The following is a 13,099-nucleotide window of genomic DNA, read 5'->3' as shown; positions in this document are numbered from 1 at the left end:
GTGGACCTCGGTTCAATCATTGAAAAATGGTATGAGTGGCTGAGGTGCAACAGATCTTATTCACCAAACACTTTAGAGTCATACATGAGGGACTTGAAGGATCTTATAAGTTTCCTAAATACTCACATTGGTGGAGAAGTAAATGTCGGCACTTTGGAAAAATTGAGCGCACCTGAGTTAAGAAGTTGGCTTACCTCTCGTTACGCAAGAGGTGTAAACGCAAGATCCAACACTCGAGCACTCTCAGTAATCAGAAATTTCTTCAAGTACATAAAAAATAACCACAATATAGACAATGAAGCTGTATTTTCCTTATCAAGGCCAATTCAGAGAAGAACTTTGCCCAAAGCATTATCAATACCTGATATAAAAACTTTATTGGAAGAAATGAAACTATCCGATCTGGGCAAATCTTGGGTGGTAAAAAGAGAAATTGCGATTATCGTCCTGCTATATAGTACAGGCTTAAGAATCAGTGAAGCGTTGAACCTTAGGGTTAGTGATATTAACAATGAAAGTTTAATAGTAACAGGTAAGGGAGATAAACAAAGGCAGGTATTCATTCTCCCAGTAGTAAAAAAATGTATACAAGAATATGTAAAAGCCTGTCCTTACCTTGATGAAGCACAACATCTTTTTGTGGGAGTAAGAGGAAAAAAATTGGGAAGAACTTATGTGGCCAATCGTTTGCAAAAAATAAGGAGAATGTTAAATTTACCAGAAATTTTATCTCCACATGCATTTCGCCATAGTTTTGCTACTCATTTGCTTCAGGAAGATATTGACATAAGATCAATACAACAACTGCTTGGTCACTCAAGCCTGGAAACTACTCAAATTTACACTCACCTCAATTATCAAGATGTTTTTAACATGTACAAAAATTTTCAGCAGGGCCTGGAGAAGAAATCAAAACTTTAACTTCGTTCTAAACCACCAAGCTGAGTGCTTTCAACATCACTAAGTATTGTGTTTGCTTTATATAAACTACAACATCCTAATAAAAAAAAAGCCAGTGCAACTGCTGTAAAGAAAGCACTTATTATCCCTGGATAATCTTCTATTACTAAACATGCAACAACAGTATATACTCCGAGCAATATAAAACATGCAGAAGCGTAGTTGCTTAGTTTTCTACCAGAAGAAATTGCTTGCGAGGATTTTTCGTTTTTATTACTACGGAGCAGTCTATTTTCTGATGAAAGCCTATCTCTTTCTTCCCTTACTTGTTCCAAATCTCTTTTTAATCGTGAAATTTCGACAGTGTCGCTTGCTCTTCCACACACAATTCTTTTAAATTCAATCAATTCACTTTGTTGAGCCGATTTTTCCTGCCTTACTTGTACTAAATCTTTTTCTAATTGTGAAATTTTGCCAGTTTTATTCGTTAGCTCTTGCTCTTTCTCTACAAGTTGAGCTTTTGTTCTTTCAAGCCCTTGTAAAAACTTCTCAAAATCTTCTGGTATATTATTCGTATTTGCAGGAAATTTTTCATTTAAATAATCTTTAATAGAGTTAACTGGATTATCAACACCCCCCAATGCAGCAGTAACAACTGCACGATTTATAAAACAATTATCTTCTACTAATTTTTTCACATCATCTAAATCTTTTCTATTAATAGTATCAGTTAATCGGCTCTGAATAGCTTGTTCAATTGTTTGCTTTAATTGTGCATACTGCTCGTAACTAAAATCTAGGTCTTTATGTTTTAAAAGTTTTGTCAATACTTCTTTTTCATCTTCTGTTATCGTTCGTAAACATAATCGAATAATTAAGCTAAGTGGTGTTTTTATTCTTCCATCTTGGGTTCTTCTCCAGCAATTAGGATGAAGCTCTTGATTCAATAGTGTTTTCGCTTGGCAAATATTTCCGCTAGAAAGAGCAGCTAATAATTCTTTTCCTTTCTGTGCTTTTTGTATTTCTATTATCAAATGCCCAGCACGATTTTGTCTAGCACATCCCTCAGGATTTTGATGGTTTTTATTGGTTAGATAAGTGTTTATGTTTGGATGACTTAGTAAGAGTTGTAAAGTTTTCTTTTGTTGAAAGCACATTGCTAGATGCAAAACTGTATTGTTATTATTTTGTTCAGAAATATTAACATCTATGCTCCGTTGCAGTAGGAGCAACCTAATCATATTCTGATATTCTTTTTCTGTTTCAGAACCTGTCTTGAAAGGAACTAAGCAGCTAATTTAGCAAGCATAATAGTAATCATATTAAAGGAGATATTAGTTTTTGAAGTAAGAGGAGAATGCTCATAATCCTTGCTCATACGTCTAAAATTGGAAAGCCAAGCAAAAGTTCTTTCAACAATCCACCGTTTAGGAATAACTTGAAATCCTACAGCATCAGCTGCTTTTTTAGTAATCGTCAATAAACATCCTGTTTTCAATAAACAGTAATTTTGCAATTTACCAATATATCCCTGATCAGCGAGAAACCTTTGTAGCGTTGAAGCTTTTCGTTTAGCTTGAGTAAAAAGATTTAGAGCACCATCACGATCTTGAATGCCTGCACTATGAACATCAGCTGTAATAATTAGGCCTATTGTATCCACAATGATGTGACGTTTTCTACCCTTTATTTTCTTGCCAGCATCATATCCTCTGGATCCCCTTTTTGAGTGGTTTTCACTGATTGACTGTCAATTATTCCTACCGAAGGTATTTCATTTTTGCCAACCATTTTTCTTACCTTTTTTACTAACATATCGTGTATTTCTTCCAATTTGCCACTATTACGCCACCTGAGAAAATAATCATACACCGTTTTCCATGGCGGAAAATCTTTTGGCAGCATTCTCCACTGGCAACCACCTTTCATTATGTATCTTATTGCATTAATAATTGTTCTAATATTGTGCTTTCTTGGCCGTCCTACTGCACCTTGTGCAACACTTGGCTCCAAAATTTCCCATTCTTTGTCACTTATATCACTTGGATACATTTTTACCTACTATTTTTTACTTATCTCATCATATTCTCTTTCTCATTTCTTTTCAAGACAGGCTCTCAGAGCCTGCAGACAAATTAGTAACTATGGACATCAAAGGTGTCATGCCTTCTTTATCAAACGCATTAACATCCGCACCCTCTGCCAGAGCTTCTTTAAAATCTTCTAGGTTTCCATCATCAATAGCCTTAAATAGCTGTTTTGTTGATTCACTTAGCTGTCTTGAAGTTGTCGGATTTCGAGCTTGCGATGCCGTGTTATCACCACCTCCATAAGCTCCATAATATGCTACACCGTTTCTATAAGGCATACTAAACCCTCTTTATTAATGATTTACTAATATAATTATGTAAAAGAAAAGGAAAATTGCAAGCAATTTATCTAAAATCCTAGAATTAACTACGACTCCAAAAACTTTTCTGCATCAAGCGCAGCCATGCATCCTGTTCCTGCTGCAACTACTGCTTGACGATATACCTTATCTTGAACATCACCTGCAGCAAACACTCCTGCCCTACTAGTTAAAGTTGTTCCAGGTTTTGTAATGATGTAACCCTGCTCATCCATTTCAACAAAGCCTTTAAAAATACCCGTATTTGGTGCATGCCCGATTGCAATGAACACTCCATCCACTTTTAATTCTTGGGTTTTATCGATCTCTGCTGATTTAATCGCAATACCAGCAACCCTTTTTGGATTTTCTTCTCCAAGAATCTGCTCTACGGTATGGTTCCACATTACTTTTATTTTATCATTTTTAAAGAGCCTACCTTGCATTACTTTTTCCGCTCTTAATTTATCACGCCTGTGTATTAATATCACTTCTTTGGCAAATCGAGTTAAAAATATTGCTTCTTCAACAGCAGTGTTTCCACCACCAATCACAGCTACAACTTTATTCCTAAAAAATGCACCATCGCAAGTCGCACAAGCTGAAACCCCATAACCCTGAAATTTCTTTTCACTTTCTAAACCAAGCCACTTCGCTTGCGCACCAGATGCAATGATAATTGCATCTGAATAGTAGTCATTGATATTACCAGAAGATCTAAATCTATACTCATTAAAGTCCTCAAGTTGTTCAACGCTTTTTATCTCATCATCTATTATTTTTGCTCCAACCTTTTCTGCATGCAACCTCATTTGCTCCATTAGTTCTGGACCCTGTACTGAAACAAAACCAGGATAATTTTCAACATCTGTAGTAATTGTAAGCTGACCACCAGGCTGCATTCCCGTTACTACAATTGGCTCTAAGTTTGCACGTGCTGCATATATAGCAGCAGCATAACCCGCTGCCCCGGATCCAATAATAAGAACTTTTGTACTAAACTTATAATTCTTCACTATATGAGTTTAGATAATCAGCTACTCCTTCATCGCTTGCCTGCATTGCTGGCTTACCTTTTTTCCACCCTGCTGGACACACCTCACCATGCTCTTCATTATGTTTAATTGCATCAACGATTCTAACGAATTCATCGATATTACGCCCTAAAGGCAAATCATTTATCGATTGATGACGTACAATAAATTTATCATCAATAACGAAAGTTGCTCTCAGCGCAATTGAGTCATCATATAAGACCCCATAGTCTCTTGATATAGACTTTTTGATATCAGACACTAAAGTGTAGCTAATCTCTCCAATACCACCATCATTAACTGGAGTGTTTCGCCATTTATAATGTGAAAATTTTGAATCTACACTTATTCCTATCACTTCAACACCACGCTTTGCAAACTCATTTATTCTATTATTGAGCGATATCAATTCAGTTGGGCAAACAAAAGTAAAATCAAGTGGATAGAAAAAAAGGACAGCATACTTATTTTTTATGCGCTTACTCAGACAGAAATCATCAACAATTTCTCCGTCAGAGAGAACAGATGAAGCAGTAAAATCGATAGCAGATTTTGTTACAAGATTCATAATTAACCTATTCTTTTAAAATAACTTTAATTTTACATCTTGATAAACTTATATGCAAGTTTTCTTTGGTTTTAGTCCTATAAAAACTTCCTAAAATAGCTCTTCTTTTTTACCGATAAGATACAATCCAGGTTGGAATACTGAGTTGGTGAGTATAAAATTCTACGTCATGCCACCGCGAACCGTCATACCGCCACGAACCTTCATACCGCGATTCATTCGCGGTATCTCTAGATCCCGCTAACAAGTAGTGGGATGACGGTTGTCGTTTAGCTATAAATGTTAAAAAATTTACCAAACAAAAAAAAGGCAAAAGAAGCCCCGTGGTTGGCTAATTACTTACATTATACTTTCAAGTATGGCGTTTTTTTATTCTAAACGTTTAATAACCGCGATTCAGTTGCTTTTAAGCCGCAACTAATCTAAATTATAAACATTAAGAAATTTACTAAACAGAAAAAAAGGCAAAAGAAACCCTAGGGTAGCTAGTTATTCACTATCCATTTTTTAAGTTGGCGTTTTTTTATGTTTTAAATGCTTTATAAGCGCATTTTAGCTTATATTAGGTAAAAACCTAGAAGTTTTATAAAGACATAAGGTGCACATAGTGCAAAAAATTAAACATGAGACGCCAGATACGTGAGTTTTTTTGTCATTTAATCTGTACAGAGAAGATAAATAAATAGCTTCAGTTTCATGATAAGGGAGTTGGCGGAGTTTGTCAAGTAAGTTTTTCGCTTCTGCGGGCTACTTGAATAACGGCTACAATGTTCATACAGCTATGTACATAGCTGGAACCCAAAAAAAGAACCAAGTAGCCAAGCTACTTGGATGACAGAAGGTAATATAAGAAGTCTATTGGCTCTCGTATACCTTAGTGAAACTTAACAAGTTTATCTATAGTTTTAGTGATGATTCTTGGAGTATCCGGAGAAACTGCTGAGCTCAGCCTATTTAGTCGCTCTATAGCAAACTCGCTGTTCTCATTTGTTATGAAATCACATAAAATATTTTCTATATCCTTAGTAACACTTTCATGCTTCCTCAGAGGATGATTATGTGGATACCTATTGATGGTTCTGATGCTAGAATACTCAACAAAAGCTTGATCCTTAAAAGCAAGTTGTCTCAATTTCTCTTTGAATTTTCCTTCTTCCTCTTTTGCTAAAAGGCGAGACTTTATCAGTGATTTTATAATCAAATTTATAGCTTGATGCATTTCAGAATGCACTATAACTTTAATGGTATTTTCTTCTGCTATACAATCATAAATACTTTTTTCGCTCTTTAGTGACTCTATAAGCGTTCTGCTATTTTGTGAATTCAATTCCAAATTCTCTTCACTCATAGGAGTTATTATGAAGGTGTTCTTATTTACTCTGATGTTAAATTGTGGAAATCCTTCAGAAAAGGAAAATGCTACATCCTTAGATTCAAGTGCGTGATTGCATGCAGAAAAAAGGGTATGTGCTATGATGCTGCTGGGCACTTCCATTCCGTGTTTACTCAGGTGATTCAATACATTTTCAATATCATGATATGTAAAGCCTGTATCTTTTAGCAATTCAACAACTTCTTTGCCGTTGTGCTGCTTGTACTCTATTTTCACTTCTTCTGTAAAAAGTGTTTTAGCTGCTATATGTTTATCAAGCACTGTGAAAATCTTGATGAAATTCTCTAAATCTTGTTTGTTAACTAATTCGATACTAATTAAGTTTCTGCTAATAATTGAAATATTTTTTGTCATTTTTTCCCACTAAAAAAACTCACTGAATGAATTGTATTTTTAATTCATTAAGAATTGTTTAAAGTGAGCATACTAGTTTTCATTTACGTATTACACGACAAAACAAGATAAAAAGTTACATAAAATCATCATGTGGTATAACACACTCTCCACATTCATCATTGCTGTTTGTGTAGGTTGTGACATCAGTGTGATTGTCATTATTATTTAGCATATCATCCAACTTTCCTTCTTTTTCAAGATCCATCAATTTGTCACACCCCCCAATGTGCTTATCGTTGATAAAAATCTGTGGAACTGTTCTAACGTTATACTTTGATTTTATGTCGTTAAATAGATCTGAGTTTTTGAGCACATCAATTTCTTCATACTTCACACCTTTTTTATCTAGTAAATCCTTTGCCCTTATGCAGTATGGACAGCCCTTCTTTACATATATCACAACATTTTTCACAATTTATCTCCGTAGCTTACTAAAATATAGTTATTATATATAAGAAACATGTAAAAACATCAAATTGTATGAAAATTATTTATAATTGTGAGCAAGGAATAGAAAATAATATAGCACTAACCTTCGGAAATTTCGATGGCATTCATTTAGGACACGAGTTTGCAATTTCTACTCTAAAGAAGGTAGCACAAGAAAGAGGATTACCCTCTGCAGTTTTAACTTTTGAGCCTCACCCATCAACTGTTTTATTTGGTAGAAACAATTTTAGGTTAATAGACCAAGAACAAAAAAAGGAACTAATCAGCAGCTATGGTATAGATTACTTATATATTATTAATTTTAATAGAGGTTTTTCTGAGGTTAGCTGCGATGACTTTATCAGTGAGATTTTAATAGATAAATATGGCGCTAAACACATAATTGTCGGAGAAAATTGCACTTTTGGTCATAAACGATTGGGTAATATATTAACTCTAGAGAAATATTCTGAAATATATGGATACTCTTTGACTAAATTAGAGCCATTAACAATTGACGGCAAAATTTGCTCTTCTTCAATAAGGGAGTATGTACAAAGGGGCGAAATAGAAATTGCTAATAAATTGCTCGGCAGGCCTTATCAAGTTTCTGGTGTTGTGACAAAAGGTGCATGTAGAGGTAGAGAAATAGGATTTCCAACCATAAATATTCCTATAGAAGATTGCATGATAAAACCTAAGTTTGGCACATATTACGCTAGAGTGACTTTTCCTGATAGTAATCCAAATTGGTTATATGGAGTAGTCAATATTGGTATGAGACCTACTTTTAAGGATCTGAAAAAGCCTATAATAGAAATGCACATATTCGATTTTGATGAAGACGTATATAGTCATAAAGTCAATATACAACTTTTAAAATTCATAAGGTCAGAAAAAAAATTCCATAGTATTGAGGAGTTAACAAAACAGATAAATTATGATATACTTAAAGTTTATAGGTTAAAGGCAAATTTATGAAAAAGTTATGCTTAGTTGTTATATTAATTATAGTATTGATTGACCAAACGAGCAAATTGTACATAAACTCATTGATTGATGAAGGAGAATCAATTGAGATCGCTAGTTTTATAAAACTAGTTGAAGTTTGGAATTCAGGTATTAGTTTTGGAATGTGTAGCGCTTTACCACATGGCGGTTTCTTTTTTTCAGCATTTTCAATACTAATAATTGGTATACTTGCATATTTGATATACAAGTCTGACGATCAGTCAACTTACCTTGGTTTTTCTCTGATGATTGGTGGAGCAATCGGAAACGTAGTTGATAGGATCTATTGGGGAGCTGTATATGATTTCATATATTTTCATATTGATGATTGGTATTGGCCAGCCTTTAATTTAGCAGATTTATCTATAGTTTGTGGAATGTTTACATTGTTATATAAGTGGTATATATACGATATGCTTATTTCTAAACAAAATGAGGAATAAAATAATTGTTTTTATATTAGGTCGAAATAATGCTTCATAAGTTTTTTAGTTTTCTTATACTACCTGTACTTTTTTTTACTTACCCAATTTCTTCGAATGCTTTAAACATAGAGCACAACATAAAATATACTAAACTCAATAACGGACTAGATGTTTATGTTGTTTCTAATCATCGGATTCCAGCCGTTTTACATGCAGTAATATACAAAGTTGGGGGAATGGATGATCCAATCGGCAAAGCAGGATTGGCTCACTACTTTGAACATTTAATGTTTGAAACTACAGGAAAGTTCACAGATATAGAAGCCACTATGAGTAGCATTGGGGCTCAATTTAACGCGTTTACCACTAAAGAATATACCTGTTATTATGAGTTGGTCCCCAAAAAAGACTTACCACTGGCAATGGAAGTTGAAGCAGATAGAATGGGAAACTTTAATGTTACTCAAGACAAAATAGATAGAGAAAAAAACATTGTACTGGAAGAAAGAAAAATGAGATTTGATAACCAACCTCATAACTTGTTATGGGAAGAAATGGATAGTGCATTTTATCGTACTGGCTATGGTAGATCTGTTATTGGCTGGGAGAGCGATATCAAAACTTACAATCAGGATGACATAACGAGGTTTCATGATAACTATTATCACCCCGGCAATGCAATATTACTGATTGTGGGTGATGTGGAACTTGATGAAGTAGTGAAATTAGCAGAAGAAAAGTATGGCGAAATTAAAGCTAAGCCTATAATTAGGCATTACCCTAATCAGGACCCAGTACATAACGCAGGTCTATCGGTGACCTTAGAAAGCACTGAAGTAAAAGAACCAGTTTTATATTTTCGTTATCGTGTACCCTTATTTGAGCATATAAACGAAGCTTCCGCTGCTCATTTAGCGGTTGACATTTTAGGTGGCGGCAAATCCAGCAAACTGTATAAAGATTTGGTTTTAGGTAAAGATGTGGCAGTATCAGTGTTTGCTTATTATAATAGCCTAGCTTTTAGTGATGGCTACATTGATATTATGATAATTCCAAAAAGTGGCGCTAATTTAGATATTGTTGAAAGAGAGTTAGATAATACTATTAATGGCTTCGTATCTAAAGGGGTGACGAGCGAGGAATTACAAAGCTCAAAATATAGGTATAAGGCAGCACAGTTTGATAATCTATCTGACTTAACTCATATAGCGATGTTCTATGTGCCACACCTTGCACTTGGTATTCCACTTGATGAAATAGATATTTCATATAGCAAGATTAATGATGTCAATCTAGAGGATGTAAATAATAAAATCCGTGCTATTTTTTCTGCTAATAAGTTAATTGGTCGTTTATTACCAAAAGGAGATAATAATGAGAATAAGTAAAATTATATTTCTATTTTTTTTCTGTCTAGGCTTTAATTTACAAGCAAGTGGTAACCTAAATATAGAGGAGGTCACTACCCGTAAAGGATTTAAGTTTTTATTTGTAGAAAATCATGATTTGCCAAAAGTTTCACTAAATATATCGTTTAAGGATGCAGGTTATGTGTATGAGAATAAGGAAAAACAGGGGCTTGCTTGGTTTACTTCTCTTGTAATCCAAGAAGGGGCAGGAAAAAATGATGCCAAAGATTTTGCGAAAAAGCTTGAAGATAAAGGGATTAGTTTAAATTTTATTGCTGATTTAGAAGCATTTAGGGTTTCATTAAATACTTTGTCTGACAATCTAGAGGAAGCAATTTCATTACTGAGCGATACTATAATGCGTCCTAAAGTTGACCCTGAAGGGTTGAATAGAGTTTTCGAGAAAGCCAAAGTTGATTTTAATAATCTTGAAAAAAATCCTTATTTTGTTGCTGGAAAAGAATTAGATACGTTATTGTTTAAAAAACATCCTTACTCAAAAAGTGTGTACGGTACTCTTGATACTATAATGAGCATTACTAGAGACGATGTTTTAACATACATAAAGCGTAATTTTGCTAAAGATAACATAGTTATCAGTGTTGCTGGTTGTACAAAAAAAGAAGAAATTATTACGCTATTAGATAAATATTTATCTAAATTGCCGTCAAAAAGATCAAAAGTTAGAAAAATACCTGTAAAAAATAATTTTGGTTCTGCAGAAAGTAAGAATATTTTTATGGATATACCACAGAGTGTGATACTTTTTGCTCAAAAAGGTATAGCTTATGAAGATCCTAATTATTATAACGCTGGTGTCTTAATTGATGCACTTGGTGGCATGAGGCTGAATTCAATATTAATGACAGAACTGAGGCAAAACTTGGGTATTACTTATGGTGTTTATGCAAGTATTATTTCCAATAAACATGGAAATATTATATCTGGATTTATAAGTACTGATAGTTCTACTGCTGGCAAAGCTATATCAGCAGTAAAAGATACATTTAGCAGAATAAAAAAGCAAGGAATTGACGAACAATTGTTCAAGGATGCAAAAATTGGCTTGGTAAATAATCTTGTCCTTTTCCTGTCCAATAACACAAATACAGCAACGCTGCTAGATAATATGCAGATAAATGATCGTGATGTTAACCGTATAAATAATTATGCGAATATCATTAATGATGTTAAATTAGAGGAAGTAAACGAACTGGCAAGTTCTTTACTGGAACCTGAAAATTTATTTTTTGTTGAAGTTGGAAAAAACGCTCAAGGTCAATAATTATTACAGTCATATATCTTCTGCTATTGACCTTACTGCTTCTACATAACACTTATGCTCCTCAGCTAGAATGCGTTCTGAGAGGCTTTGAATATCATCAGCTGGTAACACTGGTACAACAACTTGAGCAATTATGGCTCCAGCATCAACTTCAGGAGTGACATAATGTACAGTACAACCTGTAATTTTTACACCTGCTTTTAGAGCTTGCTCTTGAGCGTTTAGGCCTTTAAAAGACGGAAGTAAAGAGGGATGAATATTTATCACCTTGTTATGCCATTTACTCAGAAAATCAGCTTTGAGAATTCTCATAAACCCTGCAAGGCAAATTAAATCAACCTTATGTTGAACAAGTATTTCGTGAATTTTACCAGCATCAAGCGGTTTATCTTTAACAATAAACGCTGAGATTCCTGCTTGCTCTGCTATTTTCAGACCAGCAGCTTCGCTATTATTTGTGATAACACATGCAACTTCTGCGGAAAAATTCTGATCTTGACATGCTTCTATTAAGGCCTGCATATTCGACCCCCTACCTGAAATTAGTATTCCGAGTTTTATCTTTTTCATTATAGCACAGTTAGTTTAGAATTTAGTTAATACTAACAAAACAGCTCAAAAGGAAAACTTATTTTATAGCAAAGAAGGCAGACTAAACTCTTTATATAAGTGGACCTCTAATTTTGGACCTCACTGGACAACACAAAATAACGAATAGCCCCATGTACCCAGCTAAAACTAGCTTTAATGCTTAGATATTGTGCTATTTTTGTATAATATACTACTATAAGTATATATTTTTGTAATCGCGTTATTATTTATTTAACAAAGTATTAGTATAATTTATTACACTGGATTAAATGGAGAAAGTTCAATGAGTAAATTACCGAACAATGCAAAAATAGGTAAATCTCAGGTTACTCAGTGGGAGGTAATAAAAAATTGTGAATATGCTGATAATTGCTTGTCAAAAATAGTAACTTTGTACGTTATTAGAATAACTCAGCTATCAGATTTTTATACGAGTGACGAACCTGAAATTAACACTGTTTTAGCAAGAATAAGCGTGACAAGTGAAAATGTATTTTTAAACAAGGCTACTACTATTGAAGTTATGGAAGGTATTTTTCCGTATAAATTCAACAGCAAGAAGAGAAATAACGTATTAAGGTTAGAAGATTTGTATAATTATTTATGTTCTATTGTTAACAATAGCCTTCCAAAAGAAATGCTTGAAAGTCTTGTAAGGGAATATAAGGATGCTGTTAACTTATTTAAAGCAATTACTTAACTGAACGTAGTATTTTTAAGATTTTATTTTCTATTTCAGAAATGCCGCTTTCAAGATCTTTATCTATCAAATACATGGTAGAGAAATATGTTTTCTGCTTACTTTCAACATTGATAGTTAAAGTTCCGGGAGTGATTGTGACTGAATTGGCAAATAACGCAATGCTTTCATCATTATGCCCTTTGCATTTTCTTAGAATAATGATTGGCTCAAGCTTAGATTTGAGTTGTAGCACCTTTTTTGTTACATAAACACTTGATAAAATGATTTGGTACATTAACCATGGTATATAACTTACTAACTTATAAAACGACAGTCTACTCGTACTATTTAAAATCTGGCTAAGAGCTCTTTCAGCGTTTATCAACCTTCTAAAGATAAACGATGTGAATATAGAGGAAAACACTCCACAAAAAATAAAAAACGGCTCAAAATAACCAGACAATACAGTCCATAGAACAAATAAAATTATAAATGACAGAGAAAAAAACTTGATTTCCTTCCTAAAGTTGAGGTTTTTCATAGTCTGTAATATAACTTAAATGACTCTTTAAGGAAAGATAATAACG

At 33.7% G+C, this 13,099-nt stretch carries 15 protein-coding genes; 6 read left to right on the top strand and 9 right to left on the bottom strand.

The window, feature by feature from the left end; all coding sequences use genetic code 11:
* Positions 1–921, top strand: coding sequence for a tyrosine recombinase XerC (locus tag HUB92_RS05685; protein ID WP_209472658.1), 921 nt, complete (start codon positions 1–3; stop codon positions 919–921).
* Here HUB92_RS05685 and HUB92_RS05680 read toward each other — a convergent pair.
* From HUB92_RS05680 to grxC, 7 genes are all read right to left on the bottom strand, one after another.
* Complete coding sequence (locus tag HUB92_RS05680; RefSeq protein WP_244663057.1) at positions 918–2,141, bottom strand: ankyrin repeat domain-containing protein; 1,224 nt, start codon at positions 2,139–2,141, stop codon at positions 918–920. The two genes, HUB92_RS05685 and HUB92_RS05680, sit on opposite strands and share 4 nt — an antisense overlap.
* A gap of 44 nt (positions 2,142–2,185) precedes the next feature.
* A protein-coding gene (locus tag HUB92_RS05675) for an IS5 family transposase (protein ID WP_410543339.1) occupies positions 2,186–2,952 on the bottom strand; the annotation gives its coding sequence in 2 pieces (ribosomal slippage) (positions 2,186–2,625 and positions 2,625–2,952; 768 coding nt in all).
* A gap of 52 nt (positions 2,953–3,004) precedes the next feature.
* The gene (locus HUB92_RS05670) at positions 3,005–3,268 is read right to left on the bottom strand and encodes an ankyrin repeat domain-containing protein (RefSeq protein ID WP_244663056.1); all 264 of its coding nucleotides are present in this window, start codon (positions 3,266–3,268) and stop codon (positions 3,005–3,007) included.
* A gap of 89 nt (positions 3,269–3,357) precedes the next feature.
* Positions 3,358–4,305, bottom strand: coding sequence for a thioredoxin-disulfide reductase (trxB, locus tag HUB92_RS05665; protein ID WP_209472656.1), 948 nt, complete (start codon positions 4,303–4,305; stop codon positions 3,358–3,360).
* Positions 4,292–4,891 carry a peroxiredoxin gene (locus HUB92_RS05660; protein ID WP_012673206.1) on the bottom strand — a complete coding sequence of 200 codons (600 nt, stop codon included), beginning with the start codon at positions 4,889–4,891 and terminating at the stop codon, positions 4,292–4,294. Before HUB92_RS05660 ends, trxB begins: the two co-directional genes overlap by 14 nt.
* A gap of 874 nt (positions 4,892–5,765) precedes the next feature.
* The gene (locus tag HUB92_RS05655) at positions 5,766–6,638 is read right to left on the bottom strand and encodes a hypothetical protein (RefSeq protein ID WP_209472654.1); all 873 of its coding nucleotides are present in this window, start codon (positions 6,636–6,638) and stop codon (positions 5,766–5,768) included.
* Positions 6,639–6,753: 115 nt separating this feature from the next.
* Complete coding sequence (grxC, locus tag HUB92_RS05650; protein ID WP_007550037.1) at positions 6,754–7,092, bottom strand: glutaredoxin 3; 339 nt, start codon at positions 7,090–7,092, stop codon at positions 6,754–6,756.
* A gap of 68 nt (positions 7,093–7,160) precedes the next feature.
* On the opposite strand from grxC, the gene ribF reads away from it, so the two are divergent.
* The 4 genes from ribF to HUB92_RS05630 are packed head-to-tail and all read left to right on the top strand — an operon-like array spanning position 7,161 to position 11,239.
* Positions 7,161–8,090: a riboflavin biosynthesis protein RibF gene (gene ribF / locus HUB92_RS05645; protein ID WP_151807603.1), complete on the top strand. Its 930-nt coding sequence runs from the start codon at positions 7,161–7,163 to the stop codon at positions 8,088–8,090.
* Positions 8,087–8,563: a signal peptidase II gene (gene lspA / locus HUB92_RS05640; protein WP_006279329.1), complete on the top strand. Its 477-nt coding sequence runs from the start codon at positions 8,087–8,089 to the stop codon at positions 8,561–8,563. Before ribF ends, lspA begins: the two co-directional genes overlap by 4 nt.
* A 29-nt stretch (positions 8,564–8,592) precedes the next feature.
* Positions 8,593–9,933, top strand: a complete 1,341-nt coding sequence (locus HUB92_RS05635; RefSeq protein ID WP_209472652.1) for a M16 family metallopeptidase — start codon at positions 8,593–8,595, stop codon at positions 9,931–9,933.
* A complete protein-coding gene (locus HUB92_RS05630; protein ID WP_010962819.1) occupies positions 9,920–11,239 on the top strand; it encodes a M16 family metallopeptidase in 1,320 nt (439 codons plus the stop codon). The genes HUB92_RS05635 and HUB92_RS05630 overlap by 14 nt, the downstream gene beginning before the upstream one ends.
* A 9-nt stretch (positions 11,240–11,248) precedes the next feature.
* Here HUB92_RS05630 and purN read toward each other — a convergent pair whose 3' ends face one another.
* Positions 11,249–11,809, bottom strand: a complete 561-nt coding sequence (purN, locus tag HUB92_RS05625) for a phosphoribosylglycinamide formyltransferase (RefSeq protein WP_010082490.1) — start codon at positions 11,807–11,809, stop codon at positions 11,249–11,251.
* A 304-nt stretch (positions 11,810–12,113) separates the two neighbouring features.
* Between purN and HUB92_RS05620 the strand changes: the two genes are divergently transcribed.
* Positions 12,114–12,530, top strand: coding sequence for a hypothetical protein (locus HUB92_RS05620; RefSeq protein WP_010082489.1), 417 nt, complete (start codon positions 12,114–12,116; stop codon positions 12,528–12,530).
* Here HUB92_RS05620 and HUB92_RS05615 read toward each other — a convergent pair.
* Positions 12,523–13,053, bottom strand: a complete 531-nt coding sequence (locus HUB92_RS05615) for a Na+/H+ antiporter subunit E (RefSeq protein ID WP_010962821.1) — start codon at positions 13,051–13,053, stop codon at positions 12,523–12,525. The genes HUB92_RS05620 and HUB92_RS05615 overlap by 8 nt on opposite strands.
* Positions 13,054–13,099: the final 46 nt, after the last annotated feature.

This window comes from Wolbachia endosymbiont of Wiebesia pumilae (genome assembly GCF_017869285.1).
In the GTDB taxonomy this organism is placed as follows: domain Bacteria; phylum Pseudomonadota; class Alphaproteobacteria; order Rickettsiales; family Anaplasmataceae; genus Wolbachia; species Wolbachia pipientis.
This window is presented reverse-complemented; position numbering and strand designations above follow the sequence as displayed.